Genomic DNA, 20671 nt, shown 5'->3' with positions numbered 1-20671 from the left:
AGCCACCGGAAGGGTGCTGCGCCAAGGCATGCCGGCGGATCAGGCGGGAGTGAGAGCAGGGCGATTGCGCAGGATTGCGCCGGCGGCCAGCACCGACAGTGCCAGCAGGGTCAGTGCGAAGGTCGTCGCGCCGGTCGAGAGGCCGACGACGTCGCTGAGGTACCCGGCGCTGACGGGTAGCAGACCGGCGGGGATGTAGCCGCCGATATTGAACGCCGCGTTGGCTTCTGCCAATCGAGCCGCCGGGACGGCGTGGTTGAGCAGGGACAGCCCACCCAGTTGACCCAGGCCCTGGCCCGCCCCGGCGAGCAGCGCCGAGGCGATCAGGGAGGTCGGCGACTGGGTGTGGACGGCGATCACGAGGGTGAGCATGGCGAGAGCGGTCGCGGCGGCGGAGATCGCCATCATCGCCGGGCGCGGCAGGGACCGGGCGGCGAACTGGACGGCGGTGGCGGTGAAGAACATCGCGAAGGCCATGGCGCCGGCGACGATTCGGCTCGTCGTGCCGAGCAGGCCGGACAGCAGGGCCGGGCCCAGAGACAGCACGAAGGAGGTGGCGGTGATTCCGGGCGCGAACACCGCGATGCCGAGGAACAGCTGGCGGCGGTTCGCGTGGGGCACCCGGGGCACCCGGATCCATGAACCCGCACCCCGGTGCGCCGGACGGCCGACGGGCATCCGCAGCACCGTCACGAAAGCGGTTGCCAGCAGCGCGATCTCGACCAGGAAGACGGTGGCGGTCGGGGCCGGGACGGTCTCGGACAGGACGCCGGACAGCAGCGGGCCGACGCCCGCGCCCAGCACCATCGCCGTCGAGGCGAAGAGCGCGCCCAGATGCTTGCGCTCCGGTCCGGCGACATCGGTCACGGCGGCCATGCCCGCCGACACCGCAGCGCCCACCGCGATACCGGTCAGCAGGCGAGCGATCATCAGCGCGATCACACTCGGCGCGGTGGCGAAGATCAGACACGCGGCCGCCGCGAGGATCAGCGCCGGGATCAGCACGGCCTTGCGGCCGAGCCGGTCCGAGGCGACGCCGGACACCAGCAACGATCCGAGCAAACCGACGATGTAGAACGCGAAGACCACGGTCATCGTGCCCTTGGAGAACCCGAAGTCGCGCTGCCACAGCACATACAACGGCGTCGCCGCGTTCGAGAGCACGAAGACCGCGGTCACCGGCCACGCCGCGAGCCAGATCCACCACGCCGGGGCGACGCGAGACGCGATTCCGAGATCGATCGGCTCCGCGGTCCGTGCCGGACGAGATTGTGTCGCAACCACTTCCATTACCTCCACTCATAGTTCGAATCGAATCGAACTAGTACGAACGGAGTCGAACATAGCATGCTGTACGATGAAAGTCGTACAAGCGCCGACAGTGAGGAGTTCAACGATGCCGGCCAAGCAGCGCCCCGCGCCGAAGTTCACGCTCCCCGCGGAACCGGCCGTCGTGCCGGATCCGTTGCCGGAACCCGGACTCGACGAACTGCGACTCGAGACCGTCATGGGCGCGCTCAGCGACCCGCTGCGGCTGCACATCGTCCAGAAGCTGCTGCTCGAATCCGAGGCCTACGACCACTCCTGCGGCTGGTTCGGCATCGACCGCCCGAAATCGTCGCTGACACACCACTTCAAGGCGCTGCGCGAAGCCGGTGTCACCCGCCAGCGCCAGTACGGCCTCGAACGCCGCAGTCAGGTCCGCATCGACGACCTCGAAGCCCGCTTCCCCGGCCTGCTCGACCTCGTCGCCGCCTGGGAGCCCGCGGACTGACGCCCGAGGGATGTGATGGTCCCGTCAGCTTGGCGTCACGAACGCTGGTGAGCGCGATCGCAATGCTGGTGGCGAGCCCCAGATTTTGGGGGCCGCTAGTCTTGCTAACGGAATGAGGGGATCATCCGACCAAATGGCCATGAGTCCGAACAGGCTGGATATTCAACAACTCTCGGCGCGCGCTCGTTCGCGGCCGGATGTTCGACCAACCCCCACAAGACGCCGATCGATCTTGGCGGCGAAGGACTCCGAGATGGCGAGAAGAGCTAGCGGGACCCTTTTCGCAATCGTTGCGTGTGGTACAGCCGTACTCCTCGCGGGATGCGGCACCACCACCTCCGTGGACAGCTCGCCGACTCCGAGCAGGTCCATGTCGGCGACCAACGCCGCTGCCACCACCGCGCCCCGCACCGACGCCGGATCGGCTCGACCGCAACCCGGCCCGGTCGACGACGATGCCACGACACCCGCGGCCACAGCACCACCCGGCACGCCCGCGCCTGTCACCGCCGCGCCTGGAAGTCCTCCCGTTACTACGGCTTCCACGGCCGGTGTCGTCTGGGATGCGTGCTCGATATCGGAAACCGCCCTCACTGCGGCCGGCTTGAATACGGCATCCAAGACACGTATGCCCACTTCGTCCCCGACCTGGCAGGCATGCAGGTGGCAATCCGCCGACCAGACCTTCGAGTTGGTTCTCACCGCCACCGACGAAGCAGTGGATGATCAGCTCACGCCCGGGCACTACCAGGATGTGCGCAGGACCACGTACTACGGCCGAGATGTGATCGTGTACCGATCGGTGCAGGACACCAACAAGCTGGGGTGCTATGTCGCAACGTCGGCCTCTTTCGGCAGCGTCGTGTTCACGGTCCGCAACGTGCGCGTCCAGACCGGCGAGGGCGAACCCTGCGCCGAAGCCAACCGCCTCGGCGCAGCCCTGACCAGGTCATTGCCCTGATCGTGCCGTGGCATTACTTGATTCACCGATCGAAGAATGAAAGGGAACACAATGCTTCGGAAGACGATGCTGGCCCTCACGGCAGGGATCGTGATCGCCGCCCCGACGACGGCAATCGCCGAGGCCGCACCGCCGGCCCCTACCGTTGTCGGCGCACACGATGTCGCTCTCAGCACGGGATCGGGAGCGGCGGACGCGGTGATCAACGGACTGATCGCAGCGATCTTCGGTCCCAATGATCCGTCTCAGTGCAAATTCCCGTACTGCTTCTGAGCCATACGCGGCGGCCGGCGAACCCGCGACATCAACGCCCCGAATCCAACTGCTCGGGTGGAGCGGGAGTCGAGCCGCCGCTCTCGAGGAAAGGCCGATCTGACTGCTCGATTCGGCCCGTGAGACTGGTGGAGTCGCGTATTCGACTGTCTCCGATTGTGGTGCATTGCAAGGGCTTCAGGAGATCCGGTTGAGGCCGGCGGACCTTTCGCCCCTGAAGTGGTTGATTCGCACGGACACTCATCCGGACGCTCTCGCTGCCACGGCGCGATCTGCTGAATCCGTCTCGGTGGTGGCCCGCCGCACCGGTGCACGCCGGCAGCGACTGGTCGCAGACGGCGGGCCGCTACTCGCCCTCACAACCCGTTCTTGAGGCAGGTGAACTGCATGACGTCGAGGTGGCCGTGACGGAAGTAGTCGGCGAACCCGGTCATATGGCTGATGTAGGCGTTGTAGGTGTCCCGCCCGGCGAGTTCGATCGCCCGGTCGCGGTGCTCGTGCAGCGCGGTGGCCCAGTTCTGCAGTGTGGTGGTGTAGTGCGGTCCCAGTTTCCCGATTCCGGTGATGGTGAATCCGGCATCTTCCGCGTACTCGGTGACCCCCTTGGGGTCGCGGCCGGTCGGTGGCGGAACTCGGTCGAAGGGAAGGACAGTCCCGGGCTTGAACACCGAATCGGTACTCGCGAAACGCGTCTGGTGGGCATCGGAGGGGTCGCGGCCCGGTGCGACGACGGTCTGCACCAACAGCACCCCGTTATCGGGCAGGATCCGGTAGGCGAAATCGAAGAAATCGGCGTAGCGCTGCGGGTGGAGGTGTTCCAGCGTCCCGATACACACGATGCGGTCCACGCGGCGGTCGAATTCCTCCCAATCCTGCCGCCGGACCCCGCCGTAGGGGCGGCCGCGGATCAGCCGGTCGACGAGCCGGTCCCGCACATACCGGTGCTGGTGGCGGTTGCCGGTCAATCCGATCGCGTTCACCCCGTAGGCGTCCATGGCGCGCAACATCGTCGAACCCCAGCCGCAACCGACATCCAACAAGGTCATCCCCGCCTGCAGATCGCACTTGGCCAACGCAAGGTCGATCTTCGCCGACTGGGCTCGTTCCAGGGTGTCGTCCGGGCGGGTCCACAGCGCGCAGCTGTAGGTGCGGGTCGGGTCGAGGAAGAGGGCGAAGAATTCATCCGGGAGTTCGTCGCGCGATCGGACCTCGCCAAGCACGGGTACATCAACAGTCATGACGGCGGATCCTTCGTGCAATCGAGCACTGCCGTGGACGGCAGCCGAGGTAGCCCGCTCCCCTCGTCACCTCCATCTGGGAGGTCGAGCGCCCTGCCGAGCCTAGGCGACCTCACACACCGGACTGAAGGCTTGTGAGCAGGAGTTCACCCGCAGGTAACCTACGCCGGGGAGCTACGCGGGTCCGGCCGGCAGTCGCCAAGCGAGATGTCGAACTGGCCCAGCAGATCGCGGCCGCGGCATGGCGACTGCACTCACCGCCGATCCCTCGGCCGTGCTGGCACTCGAGGTCGGTGTCCTGCTCGACTGGGACCTCAGCAGCAACGACCAGGACCCGGTTGTGGACTTCTGGCGCACGATCCTCGGCTACCGACAGGTCAGCCGCTGGAACGCTGCAGACGAGGCCGCGATCGACCTGATCGACCCGAAACGGCGAGGGGTCCCAATCGGCTTCGATTTCTGAGAACAGTTACGGCGTGGATGTGGAGCCCGACAAGATCAGCGTCAAGGTTATTGACGCCGAAGAGGATTGGGCCGCCCCGGATGTCGTGATCAGGCGGGCAGGCGAGGAATGGATCCAGATCGACAGACCGTTCGCCAAGGCCGACAAGGTAGATCTCGCGGCCGTACTCAGCAAGGTCGGCAGCACGGGATCTATCGGCGGGCTCGTCGTAACGGGTGAGGACATCGTGCTGCGACACGCCCTCCTGCTCACCGAGGCCCTCGAGCGCGACGACGACTTCGAGAACGCCTGGAAGTATGAAGAACCACTGAACCTGATCGTCGAGGCGGCCAGGCGACTAGGGCGGCAGCTCGCAGGACACGACGACGACTTCTAACCGGCACCCATGAAGCCGCTGAAATGCCTTGCGGCAAAACGCCGCCGGGCAAATCGGGCGTCCTCGTCGCGCCTCGTCGCGCCTCAGGCGCGGAGGGCGTGGGTGGCGCTACGGTTCCGCCATGATGCTGCTGCAGCCACCCACGATCGCGTCAGCGCAGGAGAAGGGGATGATCCTCGATGTGGCCGCTCTCGGCCGCCACGATCCCCTCGGTGCCGACATCCCGTACGTGCGCGCCACCGACGGCTGGATGTTTCAACTGCCCGAAGAGTTACGGGAGTGGGCCAGGTTCGTCATCGGAGGCAATCTGCACAACCTCCAGGCCGGATACCCATCGGAGTTCCCGTGTCGGATCGAATTCGGGGTGCGTGACGGCCGCATGTACGCCGAGATGCTGTAGCGCGCAACTCAGCTTGTCCAGCTCGCCACGGCGGGCGCCGGCGAGGATGGCCGCTACCGCCTGGTCGAGGGCGGCCAGTTCCTTGCGCAGTTCATCACGCCGAGCGGCCAGCGGGGTGTCGGTGTTCGAGATCCTCACCCATCGAGTTCGATGGGTGAGGGGCCTTGCTGGTTTCGGGTCGATCAGGGATGGCCGTTCCCCGTCTGCCCCTGGCACGTGACGCTGCCGTTGGGGTAGCAGGTCGCGCTATACAGCGCACTCGATCCGGCCTGGCTGCCGGTTGGCGAAGTGCCGTATTCCTTCGACGCGCTACCGGTTGCTGACGAGCCGTTGTCGATCGATGCGCTCCCGGTGGCGGTGTTGTCCGCGACCGGCGTGAGGGGTATCTCGGCCGAGGCTGGGCCCGCGACGCCGACGAGCCCTATCGCGAGCATGAGGGCCGCGAATCCTGTTCGGACCGTGAGGTTTTGCGTGTTCACGAGCCTGACGTTATGTGAAATTTATTCGTTTAAGACTGGATTCGAATCCCCTGATTTCTGGGGCACAGATTCCTCGGGGGGTCGGTATTCAGTCGGTGGGGCGGTACCGGGACCCCGGCTCGCTGCACCGTGCCCGCCGGCGACCTTCAGCTTGCCCGAACGCTTCTCCTCGAACACGCGGGCACAGATCGGATCAAGGGCATCATGCTGGCGCGCGGTCTCCTGCGCCTTGGTGCTGACCCGGACCAAGCCGATGTGTGACTCGCGCCTATCGATGGCGGTCTTTCGCGTTGTCAGGTGGCGCCGATGACGAGGGTGCTGCGGGCGGTTTCGACGACGCCATGGGAACGACTTCTGGGCTACACGCGTGCCCGATGCGCAGACGCGGGACGGCCGAACCCGGATGTTCACCGATGCGGGAGGGTGACGGTATGGGTGGCAGGTGGCGGGTCGTGCCGGGCGGCACACGGAATCCGCACATTTCTCACGCGGATTCTGCACATCGTCCAGATAGGTTTCCAGGATGCCGTCTGAAAAGCGCAGTTCGGTTCTGGGGCTGGGAGTGGCCGCCGCGCTGGTCGTGGTTTCGATTGTCGTGACACTGCACGCCGAGTTCTTCTTGTACTGGATCTGGGTGCTGTACCTGCCGTTGTTCGCCTTCGGTTATCTGATCCTGGCCATCGTGTTCGCGGTGTTGCTGCGGCGTGTTACTCGCAGTGGTTCCCAGGGGCTGGCGGTGGCCACCGCGGCACTGGCGGTCGTGGGTGTCAGCGGGTCGTTGTTCCTGTTCGTCGATACCAAGGCCAGCGGGTGGGCGCGGTTCTGGCTCGAGTATCCTGCGTTCGCCGCGGCGGCCACGGTGGAGGTGCCCACGCACGGCGAAGGTGCTCTCTACGGTGTCGAGCTACCGAGTCATTTGTGCGTCGTGGCGCCGAACTGCCGGATCGCGAACCTCGGTTACAGCAATGGAGCACCGGTCCGGTACGCCGCCGACTACGTCGACGTCTTCGAGGAAACCTACGGTTACGGTCACTTCGTCGGCACGCCGGAGCCGAGGCCGTACAACGGATTCGGAATTCCCTTGTGCCCCACCATGGAGTTGGCGGGCGGATGGTGGTGGCTCGAACGTTGCGACGGCCCGGAGTACGAGCGAGCCCGGTGAACTCGACGATCAGCCTGCTAGTCAGGAACTGAGGTCTGATCGGGAAGCTTCTGCCACATGCTATTCGGCACTACATGACGTTCGCCTGATCTGGAAAGGCGAGCGCGACGGCATGGGCAGCTGGTAAGGAACACCGTCGCTTCGTCGAGTTCGCCGACACCGTCAAACGCGACCGCACCATCGGAATCTGCTACGGCGCAGCAGGAATCGGGAAGACCCTGTCCGCGTCCCGCTACACGCGATGGGGCAAAGCTGAGCCCTTGCTTACTGCCTGGGGTCCCCGCGAGGACTCGGACAAGGACGTCTACGCCGCACTGGCACGCTCGCGCACGGTGTTCTACACGCCCACCGTCGCCGCGGCCCCGCGCGAGCTGCGCGAGGACCTCAAACGGCTGCACAGCCGGGTCAACATCCGTATCGACCAGCACGTGGACACACGGCCGGGTCCACAGCCGATGCCCGACTACGTCGAGCTGGTCGTCATCGACGAAGCCGAACTCCTGTCCGCGACCGGGATCGAGCACCTGCATGACCGGTACGACCGCAGCGAACACGGACTCCTGTTCATCGGCATGCCCGGCATCGAGAAGACCTTCTCCCGCTACCCCCAGCTCTACAGCCGCGTCGGGTTCGCCCACCACTACCGTGCGTTGACCGGCGAGGAGCTGACCTTCGTCCTGGCCCGCCACTGGCACAAACTCGGTCTGGAGCTGGACGCCGGCGACTTCACCGACGCCCAAGCCGTCGCCGCGGTCGCGCGCATCACCGGCGGCAACTTCCGTCTCCGGCAACGCCTGTTCGCCCAGATCCACCGCATCCTGAAAATCAACGAGCTGCACACCATCACCGCCGACGTCGTCGAAACCGCCCGCAGCACACTGTTTATCGGCGCCACCTGAACACGCGAGAACACCGCCACTTATCGCTGCGAGTCACAAGGAGGTGCGGTTTGTCCTCTTCGGCGAGAGGCGTTCGGAATCTTCGCCGCGGCCCTCGCCACGAGTCAGGGTGGGTCAGCGGGCGAATTCCGGGTTGGCCCCGATGCGCGCCAAACCTCCTGTGCGACAGGCTGAATCCCGGGCCGGGTCACAGTCGATAGGAGTTGATTCACACATGGCTCAACGGTTGCTGGTCGGTCTGGGCGCTGCTGCCCTGATCATCGCTGGGGCTGGTGTCCTGGCCCCGGCGGCATTCGCGACGGATCTGGCCGAGGGAGTTTCGTGCAGTGATCGCAGCTGCGGCAATGACACCGACGCAAACTATCTGCGATAGCTGGCTACTGCTCGACCTCGTCGCCGCGTGGGAGCCCGCGGACTGACGCCCGCTAGGCTGCGCCCATGCAGACGGAGCGGGAGCAGCGGCTGATCGACACGGTGGCCTGGGTGCGGATCGAGGACGGTCGCATCCTGTGCGCGCGGCCGCGCGGAAAGGACGTCTTCTATATCCCCGGCGGCAAACGCGAGGGCGCCGAAACCGATCTGCAAACCCTCGTCCGCGAGATCCGCGAGGAGCTCACGGTCGAACTCGTACCGGACACCGTCGCTCACGTCGGCACCTACGAGGCCCTGATCCCCGACGCCGTCGTGCGCATGGCCTGCTACACCGCCGAGTACTCCGGCGCCCTCACGGCCAGCAGTGAGATCGACGAGATCGCCTGGTTCACCTACGCCGAGCGACCGCACGTCCCGCCCGTGGACCAGCTCCTTTTCGACGATCTGCACGCCGACGGCCTGCTCGCGCACGGCTGACCGTTCCCGGCAACTAGAACATGTTGTTGACAGTGACCTACGGGTAGGCATCGAGAGACTGGTCCGAATGTAGAACATGTTCTAGTGTGGTGAGCACAACATTTCCAGTGCCGGAAAGTTCAGAGGAGCCCACCACACCATGCGTACCGAGATCTGTGATCGCCTCGGCATCGACGTACCCATCTTCGCCTTCACCCACTGCCGGGACGTGGCCGCCGCGGTCAGCAATGCGGGCGGTCTGGGTGTGCTCGGCGCGGTCGGGTTCACCGCCGAACAGCTCGAGGTCGAGCTGCAGTGGCTCGACGAGCACGTGCAGGGCGTCTACGGCGTGGACCTGGTCATCCCCTCCAAGTACGAGGGCAAGGGCGTCGAGGGCCTGAGCCCCGAGGAGCTGGAAGCCCAACTGGCCAAGCTGGTTCCGCAGGAGCACCGCGACTTCGCCGAGAAGATCCTCAACGACCACGGCGTGCCGCACCTGCCGCCGGAGGAGCACCACAACCAGCTGCTGGGCTGGACCGCCACCACGGTCGCCCCGCAGATCGAGGTGATCCTGAAGCACCCCAAGGCCAAGCTGGTCGCCAACGCGCTGGGCACCCCGCCCGACGATGTGATCAAGCAGATCCAGGACTCCGGCCGCCTCATCGGCGCGCTGTGCGGTTCGGTCAAGCACGCGCTCAACCACAAGAACGCCGGGCTGGACTTCGTGGTCATGCAGGGCACCGAGGGCGGCGGCCACTGCGGTGAGATCGCCTCCATGGTGCTGTGGCCGCAGGTCATCGACGCCATCGGCGACATGCCGGCGCTCGCGGCCGGTGGTATCGGCAATGGCCGCCAGGTCGCGGCCGCCCTCGCCATGGGCGCGGCGGGCGCGTGGACCGGCTCGCTGTGGCTGACCGTGGAGGAGGCCAATGTGCCGCCCGCCCAGATGCAGACCTACATCGACGCCACCAGCTCCGATACCGTGCGCTCGCGCTCGTGGACCGGCAAGCCCTGCCGCATGCTCAAGAACGACTGGACCGAGGCCTGGGAGCAGCCGGAAAACCCGAAGCCGCTGGGCATGCCGCTGCAGATGATGGTCGCCCTCGACGGCGTCAAGCGCGGCCACCGGTACCCGGAGCAGGCCAAGGACGTGAACTTCAACCCGGTCGGCCAGGTCGTCGGCATGATGAACAAGATGGAGCGCTCCGCCGACGTGGTGCAGCGGCTCATCACCGAGTACCTGGAGTCGTGCGAGCGGCTGAACAAGCTCAACAACGCCTGATTCTCAGGACATCGACACCGCCTGATGCTCAGGCGATTCGGCGCGTCGGGTAGGGGCTGCCCGGCGCGCCGACGCATCTCCGGCGGGCGCGGCACCAGGTCGCGGGCTGCCGGGGCGGACCATCGGCCAGCGCTAGGGTTGTCCCCATGGGGAAGGTCGAGCGGGTGCTGCGGGCCGCGTACTACGCGCTGCTCTCGGTGCCGGTTGCCTTCGCGCCCACGGGGGTTCGGGCCCGGGTGATGCGGCGAGTGTTCCGGGCGCCGTTCGAGCTGCGGGAACCGGGACCGTGGCGGACCGCCGGGCACACGGTGCTGACGGTCGCGGTTGGACTGGTCGCCTGGTTCGCCGTGTTCCTGATGGTACTGGCCGCGGTGCGCGGCATCTTCTATCCCCTGGTGGCGGCGCACGATTTCGAACATTCCTGGGGCGGGCCGACATTGGCCGGCGCGTGGGCGGTGCATTTCGCCGGGGGCGCACTGCCGCTCCCCCTGTGGGTACTGCTCATCGCCGGGTTAGGAATGCTCGAACAGCGTCTCGCCCAGCGGTTGCTGGGCCGCGCCGGGCCGTGGTGGCCGGTACCGGTGGCCATCGCACTGTGCGCGGGCGGCGCGGTGTTCTTCATAGCCTGGTGGCATCAGATCTAGCGCGACACGGTCGACGCGCCGGAAGCCGAGCGGAAATCCCTGCACCGTCATTGTTTTCGATCTCGGGGCAACTCAGGATGGAATTGCGGCGGGTGTGCCGCGAGTCCGGTTCCGGATGCCGATTCTCGGGGTGCGGTGTGACACCGGTCTCCGAAACCCGCGTACGGCTTGCCGTTTCGGGTCACTGATTGCCAAGGTTTGCGGGATATGTTGCACACGAAGCCGTCACGCCTGTCGAAGCCCCTGTCCCCGGCCGCCGCGGGCGGTGGTGCGCGATGACATGGTCGAAGATCCGTTCCTCCCCCACCCTGCGCCGCGTCTTGAAAGCGGCGGTGTCGCTGCTGTTCGTGATCGTGCTGGCCATTGTGGCCGCCGTCCTCGAAAAGCATGTCGGCACCGATAAATCGGACGCGAGCGGCCCGCCGATTCCGGATCGCGGCGCTCAACCGGCGGGATCGGCCAAAGAGATCAGCAGTCTGCTGGGCACACTGAAGGTGGCCGACGAACTGCCGATGACCGGTTACTCGCGCGACCGATTCCCGCACTGGGACACCGACAAGCCCGAACACGGATTCGGTGACGCCTTCGCGCAGTACAGTCGCTGCACCACCCGTGACGTGGTGCTACTACGCGACGCGACCGGGCCGGTGAAGCTGGATCCGAGCAGCTGCAAACTGAGCGTCGGCACCAATGGCGGCTGGCGCGACCAGTACGGGGTCATGGACAAGAAGACCAATGCCCTCAAGCCCTACAAGTGGACCACCGATTCGTCGGCCCTGGACATCGACCACATCGTGGCGCTGGCCGAGGCGTGGCGTTCGGGCGCCGCGAACCTCGACGACGACACCCGTCGCCATATCGCCAATGACGCGCTGAACCTGGTGATTTCCGATCCCACCGCCAACCGCTCCAAGGGCGACCAGGATCCGTCCAGTTATCTGCCGCCCGGGACTTTCCGGTGCGCCTATATCGGGCACTACATCCAGGTGAAAGTAAAGTACGGATTGAACGTCGATGCCAAGGAGCAGACCGCACTGCAGACCGCGGTGAAGGACTGTGTCAGCAAGGGAGAGTTCACATAGTCGCCGTCGTCGAAATCCGCAGCGAGGCAGCCGTCATGACCCGGGAAGAGGGAACGGTCTCCGGGGATCTCGATGTGACGCTGGATCATTCGGGTCACGGGCTGGTGCGCTATCGCGGCACCGCCACCTGGTACACCATCGGCAATCTGGAGGACGAGGAACCACGCAGCTGGACCAGCGTGCAGGATCTGGCCACCGCCATCGAGAACGAGAGCGGTGGCCGCGACGCCGCCGGCAATGTGCTGCCGTTCGAGGCGTGAGCGCTAGTCGCGCACGGCTTTCAGTGCCTCGGCGCGCGTCTTGACCGCGTCGGTCATGCCCTCGAACCCGGTGGTCAGCGCGCCGCCCAGCAGGCCGGCGACCACCGGGGCCAGCGGCCCGTTGAGCTGGAAGTGCGAGAAGTAACGGGTGCGGCCGTCCTCGAGCGAGGTCAGGGTGTGCGAGCGCTCGCTGCTGAGCAGGCCCAGCGGCGCGGGCTTCATGTTGTAGCTGAATTCCTTACCCGGTGTGTGGGAACGGATGAACTCGCGCTGCTGCTTGGGCTTCGGCCCGACCAGCCGCACCTTCATATCGATCGGCGACCCCGGTTCGAGGGTGGTCTTGCACTCCAGGCAGAAGGGATTCCATTCCCCGTACTTGTCCACGTCGGTGAGCACCTGCCAGACCAGCTCGGCGGGCGCGTCGATCTCCACACTTTTGTCGATGACGAAGGCCATAGGGGAACAATACTGAAACCAGTTCTAGAAGGTGGGGCGGGCCGCCATCCTGCTCCGCACAATCACCTACGGCCCCCAGCGACTCCGCCAGTCCCCCAGTAGCGTCGAACCATGACCCTCGCCGACCGCTACCCCCTCCTCCACGCCCGCGCCCGGTGGGAATGGGGCGGCCTCGACGTCCAGTTCTCCACCGACCTCCCACATGACCACCTGGTCACCAACATCCACGTCGTCTGCTTCCTCGGCGACCACATCGTCCTCTGCCGCGACGACCGGGACCGCTGGATCCTCCCCGGCGGCACCCGCGAAGCCGGAGAATCCATCGAGTCCTGCGTAATCCGCGAACTTGCCGAGGAGGCCGGCGCCGAACTGTCCGGCCCCCTCCACCACTTCGGCGCCCACTACGCCACCACCGACCGCCCCACCCCCTACCGCCCCTGGCAACCCCACCCCCACAAAGCCTGGCTCTGGTGCACCGCCGACGTCACCCTCACCGGCCACCCCACCAACCCCGATGACGCAGAACAAATCCTGGAAGTCCGCGCCTTCCCTCTCGCCGAGGCCATCCGCCTGGCGGCCACCGACGGTCCCCACATCCCCGAACTACTCGAACTCGCCGCCGAACTTCACCCGCGCTGACCCCCGAGAACCGCAGCGCCCGTCAACCATCCAATCGACTGAATGGAACGACTGCCGAATAAGGGCTCTCCAGCAGCAACGCGTCTTCATGGGTCTCGGCAAGCCGATAGGTCCGCGCGGCCCAATCGAGCCGGTACTCCTGGATCATCTTCACGTAGAGACTCGAGTCCAGATAGACGATCAGATAGACCGGAATCCCCTCGTATGCGTATTCGGCAAGCTTGTCGACCGTATCCGTGTATCCGGATCCGGGCGATACGACTTCGACGACCAGCAAGGCATCGGCGGTGGTGAGTTTGGCGCCGCGTTCGACACAGCGGTAGACCGTCACATCGGGGCGACGGAACGAGAAGGCGCCGTCGCGCCGCTTCCTCCGGGTGAAGTGGACGTCTACATCGGTCGACACCCGCATGCATGGGTCATCGGGCTTCGCCGCTTCAAGATGATTGGCGAGCCGCCGAGCGACATCACTATGTTCCGCGCTGCCGCTCTGGCATCGGATGACGTTCCCGTCGATGACTTCGATCAGCTTGCGCAGGGCATCCGGGAGCTCGTCGTATTGCTCCTCGGTGAGCTCCAGCGCCCCGGGGTCGTCGGCCCACACAGGCAGTTCGGTCACTGGCAACCTCACTCGAAACGGGATGTCAGGGCAAGGTCATCGTACGCGCCGGGCGCCGGAACACTGGTGATGCTCGGATGCCAGCCCAGCTGATGACTGTCGGGGCAGTTCTGACGGTTACGGACAGAGGGCGTCGCTGAGCAGGCCGGTGATGTCCGGGTCGGTATCCGGGGAGTCGTTCATCGCTATGGTCACCGCGCGGCCCTCTCGGGTGGCGCCGGAAATGGTGAGGTAGCCGGCGATCTCGCCGACGTGGCCGAAGTATTGTGCGCCGCAGGGAAGTTGGATCGCGCCGATGCCGAGGCCGTAGTCGAGGGCGCTGTCGGGGGAACGCGGTGGGGTTGTCAGCATGTCGTGCAGCTGCCCGTCGGCGACGATCTTTCCGGCGAGCAGGGCCATGAAGAAGTGGTTCAGGTCGTTGCCGGTGGAGATCAGTCCGCCTGCCGACCAACCCACCGACGGCTCGGAGCGGGTGACGTCGGTCGGGACGCCGCCGACGAGGGTGTAGCCCTGCGGGTGTGGGCCGCGGAAGCCGGTCTCGCCCGGACCGGGCAGGTAGGTGTCGGCGAGCTGATTCGGCGTGGTGATGCGGCCGGTGAGTTCCTCGGAATATGTTCTGCCCGTCACCTTTTCGACCAGCATGCCCGCGACGATGAAATTGGTGTTGGTGTACTTGAACCGCTCCCCCGGCGCGAACTGCGCGGGCCGGCGCAGCGCGATCGCGATCTCCTCGGCGGGAGTGAAGGTGCGGCCCCCGGCCGCGGCGCGTACCTCGTCGAGTTCGGGGTCGTCGGAGAGTTCCGGCAGTCCGCTGCGGTGCTGGAGGAGCTGGCGCACCGTGATCCCGCGCCCGTCCACGCCATTGCCCCTGAGCAGCCCGGGCAGATAGGTGTCGACGGGTTCGTCGAGCCGCACCTTCCCCTCCGACACCAATTGCATGATGAGTGCCGCCGCGAAGGTTTTGGAGATGCTGCCGACCCGTACCTGCTGCGGCGGGGCCATCGGAATCGGCGCCCGGGTGGTGCGGTCCCCGACCCCGGCGGTCAGGGTGATGGTCTGCCCGTTCTCGGTCAGGGTCGCGATCACCCCGGTGGTCCCGGCCCGCACCAGCCCGTCGATGTCGTCGCGAATCCGCTCGACGCGCTTGGGCGACACCGCCATCGGGGTGGTGGAGACCGGCTGCGGCACCGAGGTGGTCATACTCCCGCATCCCGCGGCCCCCACCAGCGCCAGCACTGTCACTGTCAGCCCGATTCGCATATCTCGACGGTAGGGACAGCCGCGGACCAGGACATCCGGACAACCCCTGAGTCAGGCCCTGAGAATCTACCCGGATACCGGTGCGGCCTTCGGCATTCGCGCTGCCAGGCCCAGCAGGCCCGCGGCCACCGACGCGCCGGCGATCACGTACCAACCGTGCTGGAAGGCGTCGAGGGTCGCCTGCGCACCGGCGGGCGTACCCAGCACCGCCACCAGAACGGCCACACCCACGGCCATTCCGAGCTGCCGCGCCATGCTCAACACCGCCGACCCCGTCGCGAACTGCTGCGGTGGCAGCCCCGCCGTTCCCGCCGCCACACTGGTCGGCATGGTCAGGCCGACGCCCAGACCGGTCACCAGCATGCCGCCGAGCAGCCCGGCCGGATAGTCCGGCCGCAGCGTGATCGCCTGCGCCCACCAGACGATTCCGGCCCCGAACGCCACCCCGCCGAGCGCGAGCACCGGCCCGACACCGATCCGGGCGATCAGCCGGCCCGCCGACACCGCCACCAGCGGCACGATCAGCGGTCCGGGTGCGATCCCCAGCCCGGTCTCCAAGGCCGACCACCCCCACACGTTCTGCATCCACAGCACCGCCGACAGCAGCATCCCCGCGAACGCGATATTGAACAGCAGCGAATTGCCGAGCATGAGCGCGAAGTTCGGCACGCGCAGCAGTCCCGGATCGACGACGGGACTGTGATGGCGACGCGACGAGACCACGAACACCACGGCGAACACAGCGGTCGCCGCGAACGCGCCGATGACACCGGGCGATCCCCACCCCCAGTCCTCGCCCTTGACGACGGCCAGAATCAGCGACGCCACCGACCCGATCAACATGAGCGCGCCGACCCCGTCCGGCATCGATCCGCCCGTACCACTCGGCCGTGGCAACAGCCGCGCTCCCAGCACCAGCGCGATGATCCCCAGCGGCACGTTCACCAGAAACACCCAGCGCCAATGCAGTTCGACCAGCAGTCCGCCGATCACCGGCCCCAGCGCCGCACCCAGACCGCCGAACGCCACCCACAACCGCACCGCCGTCGCCCGCCGCTCGGCCGGTGTCGCGGCCAGCAGCAGGCCCAGCGAGGACGGTGTCAGCAACGCCGCGCCCGCCGCCTGCAGGACCCGGAAGGCCACCAGCGCGCCGGTATTCCACGCCACCGCGCACAGCGCCGACCCCAGCACGAACACGCCCAGCCCGGTCAGGAACGCGGTCTTGTTCCCGTTCCGGTCACCCAGCCGCCCGGCGGGAACCAGCAGCGCCGCGAACACGATCGAATACGCGTTGAGCACCCACGACAGTCCCGCGATCGGGGCTCCCGAGAAATCCTCCGCGATCCGCGGCAGCGCCACATTGACGATGAACAGATCCAGGCTGGACAACAGCACCGCCACCGCGACGATCCCGAGCACCACCCGCGGATCTACGGCCCGCCGTTCCTCCTGCACGACAACGGTGCTCATCGTTCTCCCCCATGCGTCCGGCCGTCGGCCCGAGTGAGTTTCTTCATGAGACGGACCATAGGCGAGTGAGTCTCTTCAAGCAACCGACTATGCTGGGGTCATGCGGCGAACCAGCTTCGAGGACATGAACTGCTCCATCGCCCAGTGTCTGGAGGTGGTGGGCGAATGGTGGACCCTGCTCATCGTCCGTGACGCGCTCTTCGGCATCACCCGCTTCGACGACTTCCGGTCCCGCCTCGGCATCGCTCGCAATGTCCTCACCCAGCGCCTGGAACACCTTGTCGCCCAAGGCATCCTGGACAAGACCCCCTACCAGGACAACCCGGTCCGATACGACTACCTGCTCACCGACAAGGGCCGCTCCCTCTGGACGATCCTGGCCGCCATGCGCCAATGGGGCGACGAATGGGCCGCCCCCGACGGCCCACCGATCGAATCCGTCCACAAATCCTGCGGGCATGTCATGACCGTCCATCCCGTCTGCTCGGAATGCGGCGATCACCTGACCGTCAAGGACCTACGCGCCAAACTGGGCCCAGGCGCTCACGACCCGTCCTTCCTGCCCGGCGGCAACTGACGGGCAATCCCACTCGACAGCAGAGAGGGCGTGAAACCTTCGGGCCATCTTGTGTGTCCTGGTACATCGCGCCGGATGCTGCCGGTCACGATCGCCAGCGAGTAGGTCCGCGACGCTAGGTGCGGTGCGAAACGCAAGCGCGCCGGGCCGCACCGAAGCGTAGAATTCCGCATCGTGTGTGGTCCGAAGGGGCTCGCGCACAACGGATTCGGGGGATTCCCGCGATGTCGGACCTGCGTGCAGCGCGATGGACCTGGCGGTTTCTGGTCGCGTTGGTCATCCTCTCCATGCTCGTCTGGGCCGGACTCGTCGACACGGGCGGTGACCGCGACGGCGGTCAGGTCGGCGTGCGCTCGATCAGTGCGGTGAGCGCGGCGCGCAGGTCGGGGCGGGCCGCGCCGGAATACAGTTCGGCCAGCGCGATCTCGGCCACCATGGCGATGACCAGGAGCGCCACCGCGGGCGGGTCTGCCCAGCCCAGCTGTTCGATATCGGGCACGATCACCGCGGCGACCAGCTGATTGCGGGCGGTCACCTCGTCGAGCAGATCGGCCTCGGTGCGAGACTGGGCGAGAAAGGCTTTGGTGCCCCGGGTGGCGAGGCAGGCGTCGAGGTAGGCGGCGAGACCGGCGCGCAGTCGCTCGCGGCCGGGCGCGAGGTCGCCGACTGCGGCGAGGACGAGACCGGTCAGCTCGTCGTGATACCGGCGGTGTAGCGCGACCACATAGCTGCGCCGATCCGGAAAGTGATGGTAGAAGGTGCCTTTCGCCATGCCGGCGGCCTGGACCACGGCATTGACCGACAGTCCGGCCAGGCCTGTGCGCGCGGCGACCTCCGCCCCGGCGTCGAGCAGGGCGTTGCGGCCCGGTTCCGCGGGTCGGGGCATGGCCGGAGTCCTTTCCTGCGCTGTCTGTTCCCCTCGAGGGTACACAGCGGCTAGCCTATGACCGACCGGTCGGTCATACGCGGCGCGTAGGGGGCACCGCGAGGCCGACCTGCACGAATCCCCGGGAGTACCTCATGCGATCGGCCACCCGCTGCCTCACCACCGCCATCCTGTTCGCCGCCGTGCTCGCCGTACGCCCGGCCGCGGCCGACGAGCCGGATCCTTCCTACAGCTACTTCGGCGGACTGGCGGCCGAGCTCACCGCGCCCGGGCAGGTGCCGCCCGGCGCGAACGACTGGTCCTGCAGACCCACTGCCGCGCACCCGAATCCGGTGGTGCTGCTGCACGGGCTGTCCAATGACACCGTCACCTGGAACACCCTGTCCGCGGTCCTCACGAACGCCGGCTACTGCGTGTTCACCACGACCTACGGCACCGGCGCGCTCGGCCCGGTCATGGGCGCCATCGCACCGGTCGAGACCAGCGCCCGGCAGACCTCCGACTTCATCGACCGGGTGCGCGCCGGAACCGGATCGGACAAGGTCGATCTCGTCGGCCACTCGATGGGCGGCGCGGTGCCGTTCTACGCCCTGAACCACCTCGGCGCCATCCCGAAGATCGACCACTACGTGGCGCTGGCCGCGCCGCTGCACGGCTCCACGGTCAGCGGCCTGGCGAACCTGCAGCCGCTGCTCGAATCCACCGCGCCCGGAGCGGAACTGGCCGCACAGTGCGGGCCGTGCCAGCTCTCGCCCGGCTCGAAGGTCGCCATCGACCTGAACGCGGACCCTGCCCTCGCACCGGCCATCCGGTTCACCACCGTGGTCTCCCGCTACGACGAGATCGCCACCCCCTGGACCACCGGCCTGCTGGACGGACCCAATGTCGACGACGTGGTGCTGCAGGACCTCTGCCCGACCGACTACACCGAGCACTACGAGCTACCCGCGGATCCGGTCACCGCGCGCGTGGTCCTCAATGCCCTCGACCCCGCGCACGCCACACCCGTCTCCTGCACGGTCGTCCTGCCTTTCGCAGGACCGCTGGGTCGATAGCAATCCAACATTCGAGTGCGATAGATCGACAATGTCGGTCGCCCGCGGGATCCGGCTGTGTTGGATCGCAAGGAACCGATGTCGCTGCTGCCAGCGACCCGAGACCTGCGCTCGCCTGATCCTCGCCCTGGCAGGACCGCCGGCATCCGTGCTGTACCGCGAGCCGGGTGACCGTGTCGGGTTGGACTCGATTCCGAATGCGGCTGGGCCGCAGGGACGTTCACTGGCGGGGCGTTGTCACGACGCGACGCGCATTGTCGACTCGCTGACCGGTTTGCTGACAGCTTGCGGTGGTCTGTACGGTGGCGTTCGCCGTCGTGGAATCCGGTGGCACTGTCGAGTGTCCGCGATGGTCTGGGCCTGCTCGACGATCTTCCCCGTCAGCCCTGGCCGACTTGGGGGTGCGTGGCGAGGTGACCAGTTCCGACTGAGGAGAGAAGGGTTCCAGTGATGCCGAACAGGACGGTGGCGCACCTGGTATCGGACATTGTGGCCCGGTACGGGTCGTTGGATGCGTTCTGCGCCCGTCTGCGCGGCAGCGTCGAGAATCCAACCGAGGAGTTACGCCGGATCACCAGTGAATGCCGGTCGCAGGCGGTCGTGGACCGCCCACGTGCGGGCGGGCCTGCCGAGGTTGCCCCCGATAGCGAGAGGCACCAGAAAATGGTGTGACTCTTCGCGTTCCCCGGTCCGCGCCGAATGCAGCCCGGTCGCCGTAGCCGCGACCTACGTCGATTCGGCATGCTCTGCTGCGGGGTGAAAACCCGTGCGGAAGCGCCGGTTTCGATCTGCGACGGTGGGCGGCAGTGGCAGGCGCACCTGCCCACTTTCCGAGTCGGCCGGGCCCCGCGTGCCCTGCGGCGCCTGAGGACAAGGTCCGCCCGTACAGGAGCGAACCGTTGCGCGATGGGGCTCGACATCGATGCGAGGTGATTGCTTTTGCGGCGCAGCCGTTCTGGCTGTCGCAGGCCCTGGAGCTTGTGATATGTCCCCGCGATCGAGGTCAGAGGTCGCCGAGGCCGTCGAGCCCCTGGCCGGGGCGCGGCGGACACAGGATACCCAGGATGATCCCCGGAATCGGATTGACGAAGGTGGCCGAACCGGCCTGGACGCAGTGCTGATACCGGTCGTGGCAACCGGGACGTCCGCGTCGGCGGTGACCGGCGCGGCTGTGGCCTGACCGATCCCGAGGGCGTTCGAGTACTTCCAGCCACCCGACCGGCTACCAGTAGACCAGAAATGCGCCCGCTCCGACCACCTGATTCGGGACCGGGAAATCTGGTCCGGATCAGGAGCCGCTGGGCGCGGGCGCGCCGGGACGCCGGCGGCTGCTGTTGTCGACCGCGGCACTCAGGTAGTCGATGCCCGTGAGGGAACTGGGCTCGAACTTGTCGGGGTTCTTCTCCATTGGAGCCGGCTTCCAGGTGCCGTCGGGGTTCCTCGACGGCGTGCCGAGGCTGTATCCGCCGTGTACCCAGCGGCCGGTGCACCCGACCTGTGTCTGTTCGGTGGTGTGGCTGTTCACCCAGACCGACGTCTCGTACCCGTCACCGAATCCCGAGCAGTGCACCCGCACCTGGATGCGATA

26 protein-coding genes are annotated in these 20671 nt (G+C 66.9%); 17 read left to right on the top strand and 9 right to left on the bottom strand.

The window, feature by feature from the left end:
* Positions 1-39: 39 nt before the first annotated feature.
* Positions 40-1284: an MFS transporter gene (locus ACFXKA_RS22900; protein ID WP_379428800.1), complete on the bottom strand. Its 1245-nt coding sequence runs from the start codon at positions 1282-1284 to the stop codon at positions 40-42.
* 112 nt (positions 1285-1396) lie between these two features.
* Between ACFXKA_RS22900 and ACFXKA_RS22895 the strand changes: the two genes are divergently transcribed.
* From ACFXKA_RS22895 to ACFXKA_RS22885, 3 genes are all read left to right on the top strand, one after another.
* Entirely contained in the window at positions 1397-1774 is a 378-nt protein-coding gene (locus ACFXKA_RS22895) for an ArsR/SmtB family transcription factor (RefSeq protein WP_379428799.1), read from the top strand.
* Between the two features lie 112 nt (positions 1775-1886).
* Positions 1887-2735: a DUF3558 family protein gene (locus ACFXKA_RS22890; protein ID WP_379428944.1), complete on the top strand. Its 849-nt coding sequence runs from the start codon at positions 1887-1889 to the stop codon at positions 2733-2735.
* Positions 2736-2786: 51 nt separating this feature from the next.
* Positions 2787-3008, top strand: coding sequence for a hypothetical protein (locus ACFXKA_RS22885; protein ID WP_354832709.1), 222 nt, complete (start codon positions 2787-2789; stop codon positions 3006-3008).
* A 356-nt stretch (positions 3009-3364) separates the two neighbouring features.
* On the opposite strand, the gene ACFXKA_RS22880 is transcribed toward ACFXKA_RS22885, so the two are convergent.
* Complete coding sequence (locus ACFXKA_RS22880; RefSeq protein WP_379428798.1) at positions 3365-4246, bottom strand: class I SAM-dependent methyltransferase; 882 nt, start codon at positions 4244-4246, stop codon at positions 3365-3367.
* Positions 4247-4520: 274 nt separating this feature from the next.
* On the opposite strand from ACFXKA_RS22880, the gene ACFXKA_RS22875 reads away from it, so the two are divergent.
* From ACFXKA_RS22875 to ACFXKA_RS22865, 3 genes are all read left to right on the top strand, one after another.
* Positions 4521-4709: a hypothetical protein gene (locus ACFXKA_RS22875; protein ID WP_379428796.1), complete on the top strand. Its 189-nt coding sequence runs from the start codon at positions 4521-4523 to the stop codon at positions 4707-4709.
* A 13-nt stretch (positions 4710-4722) separates the two neighbouring features.
* Positions 4723-5085, top strand: coding sequence for a hypothetical protein (locus tag ACFXKA_RS22870; protein ID WP_379428795.1), 363 nt, complete (start codon positions 4723-4725; stop codon positions 5083-5085).
* A 121-nt stretch (positions 5086-5206) separates the two neighbouring features.
* Entirely contained in the window at positions 5207-5485 is a 279-nt protein-coding gene (locus tag ACFXKA_RS22865; RefSeq protein ID WP_354832717.1) for a hypothetical protein, read from the top strand.
* A gap of 182 nt (positions 5486-5667) precedes the next feature.
* On the opposite strand, the gene ACFXKA_RS22860 is transcribed toward ACFXKA_RS22865, so the two are convergent.
* Positions 5668-5964: a hypothetical protein gene (locus ACFXKA_RS22860; protein ID WP_354832719.1), complete on the bottom strand. Its 297-nt coding sequence runs from the start codon at positions 5962-5964 to the stop codon at positions 5668-5670.
* A 523-nt stretch (positions 5965-6487) separates the two neighbouring features.
* Here ACFXKA_RS22860 and ACFXKA_RS22855 point away from each other — a divergent pair.
* The 8 genes from ACFXKA_RS22855 (at position 6488) to ACFXKA_RS22820 (ending at position 12121) form a co-directional block, all read left to right on the top strand.
* Positions 6488-7126 carry a hypothetical protein gene (locus ACFXKA_RS22855; RefSeq protein WP_379428794.1) on the top strand — a complete coding sequence of 213 codons (639 nt, stop codon included), beginning with the start codon at positions 6488-6490 and terminating at the stop codon, positions 7124-7126.
* Between the two features lie 179 nt (positions 7127-7305).
* Complete coding sequence (locus tag ACFXKA_RS22850; protein WP_379428943.1) at positions 7306-8025, top strand: AAA family ATPase; 720 nt, start codon at positions 7306-7308, stop codon at positions 8023-8025.
* Positions 8026-8239: 214 nt separating this feature from the next.
* On the top strand, positions 8240-8398 hold the full coding sequence (locus ACFXKA_RS22845) for a hypothetical protein (protein WP_379428793.1): 159 nt from the start codon (positions 8240-8242) through the stop codon (positions 8396-8398).
* Positions 8399-8463: 65 nt separating this feature from the next.
* Positions 8464-8874 carry an NUDIX domain-containing protein gene (locus ACFXKA_RS22840; RefSeq protein ID WP_379428792.1) on the top strand — a complete coding sequence of 137 codons (411 nt, stop codon included), beginning with the start codon at positions 8464-8466 and terminating at the stop codon, positions 8872-8874.
* Between the two features lie 139 nt (positions 8875-9013).
* Positions 9014-10135, top strand: a complete 1122-nt coding sequence (locus ACFXKA_RS22835; protein ID WP_354832725.1) for a nitronate monooxygenase family protein — start codon at positions 9014-9016, stop codon at positions 10133-10135.
* Between the two features lie 56 nt (positions 10136-10191).
* Entirely contained in the window at positions 10192-10779 is a 588-nt protein-coding gene (locus ACFXKA_RS22830) for a sensor domain-containing protein (RefSeq protein WP_379428942.1), read from the top strand.
* 275 nt (positions 10780-11054) lie between these two features.
* The gene (locus ACFXKA_RS22825) at positions 11055-11861 is read left to right on the top strand and encodes an HNH endonuclease family protein (protein ID WP_379428791.1); all 807 of its coding nucleotides are present in this window, start codon (positions 11055-11057) and stop codon (positions 11859-11861) included.
* A 35-nt stretch (positions 11862-11896) separates the two neighbouring features.
* Entirely contained in the window at positions 11897-12121 is a 225-nt protein-coding gene (locus ACFXKA_RS22820) for a hypothetical protein (protein WP_354832731.1), read from the top strand.
* 3 nt (positions 12122-12124) lie between these two features.
* On the opposite strand, the gene ACFXKA_RS22815 is transcribed toward ACFXKA_RS22820, so the two are convergent.
* Positions 12125-12577 carry an SRPBCC family protein gene (locus tag ACFXKA_RS22815; RefSeq protein ID WP_379428790.1) on the bottom strand — a complete coding sequence of 151 codons (453 nt, stop codon included), beginning with the start codon at positions 12575-12577 and terminating at the stop codon, positions 12125-12127.
* Between the two features lie 111 nt (positions 12578-12688).
* On the opposite strand from ACFXKA_RS22815, the gene ACFXKA_RS22810 reads away from it, so the two are divergent.
* On the top strand, positions 12689-13216 hold the full coding sequence (locus ACFXKA_RS22810; protein WP_379428788.1) for an NUDIX domain-containing protein: 528 nt from the start codon (positions 12689-12691) through the stop codon (positions 13214-13216).
* Between the two features lie 22 nt (positions 13217-13238).
* On the opposite strand, the gene ACFXKA_RS22805 is transcribed toward ACFXKA_RS22810, so the two are convergent.
* The 3 genes from ACFXKA_RS22805 to ACFXKA_RS22795 all read right to left on the bottom strand — a co-directional run bounded on the left by ACFXKA_RS22805 (position 13239) and on the right by ACFXKA_RS22795 (position 16565).
* Complete coding sequence (locus tag ACFXKA_RS22805) at positions 13239-13835, bottom strand: Uma2 family endonuclease (RefSeq protein ID WP_379428787.1); 597 nt, start codon at positions 13833-13835, stop codon at positions 13239-13241.
* Between the two features lie 117 nt (positions 13836-13952).
* A complete protein-coding gene (locus ACFXKA_RS22800) occupies positions 13953-15095 on the bottom strand; it encodes a serine hydrolase domain-containing protein (RefSeq protein ID WP_379428786.1) in 1143 nt (380 codons plus the stop codon).
* A 66-nt stretch (positions 15096-15161) separates the two neighbouring features.
* Complete coding sequence (locus ACFXKA_RS22795; protein ID WP_379428785.1) at positions 15162-16565, bottom strand: MFS transporter; 1404 nt, start codon at positions 16563-16565, stop codon at positions 15162-15164.
* Between the two features lie 100 nt (positions 16566-16665).
* Here ACFXKA_RS22795 and ACFXKA_RS22790 point away from each other — a divergent pair, with 100 nt between their 5' ends.
* On the top strand, positions 16666-17142 hold the full coding sequence (locus ACFXKA_RS22790; protein WP_379428784.1) for a winged helix-turn-helix transcriptional regulator: 477 nt from the start codon (positions 16666-16668) through the stop codon (positions 17140-17142).
* 337 nt (positions 17143-17479) lie between these two features.
* Here the strand turns inward: ACFXKA_RS22790 and ACFXKA_RS22785 are convergent, their stop codons facing one another.
* Positions 17480-18028 carry a TetR/AcrR family transcriptional regulator gene (locus ACFXKA_RS22785; RefSeq protein ID WP_354832750.1) on the bottom strand — a complete coding sequence of 183 codons (549 nt, stop codon included), beginning with the start codon at positions 18026-18028 and terminating at the stop codon, positions 17480-17482.
* Positions 18029-18162: 134 nt separating this feature from the next.
* Between ACFXKA_RS22785 and ACFXKA_RS22780 the strand changes: the two genes are divergently transcribed.
* A complete protein-coding gene (locus ACFXKA_RS22780; protein WP_379428783.1) occupies positions 18163-19083 on the top strand; it encodes an esterase/lipase family protein in 921 nt (306 codons plus the stop codon).
* Between the two features lie 1288 nt (positions 19084-20371).
* Here the strand turns inward: ACFXKA_RS22780 and ACFXKA_RS22775 are convergent.
* Positions 20372-20671: hypothetical protein (locus ACFXKA_RS22775; RefSeq protein WP_379428782.1), on the bottom strand; the 300-nt coding region annotated here is incomplete at its 5' end.

It is taken from the genome of Nocardia sp. NPDC059228, from assembly GCF_042754245.1.
Taxonomy (GTDB): domain Bacteria; phylum Actinomycetota; class Actinomycetes; order Mycobacteriales; family Mycobacteriaceae; genus Nocardia.
Note: the sequence above shows the minus strand (reverse complement) of the source record. Positions and strands in the feature narration are given on the sequence as shown.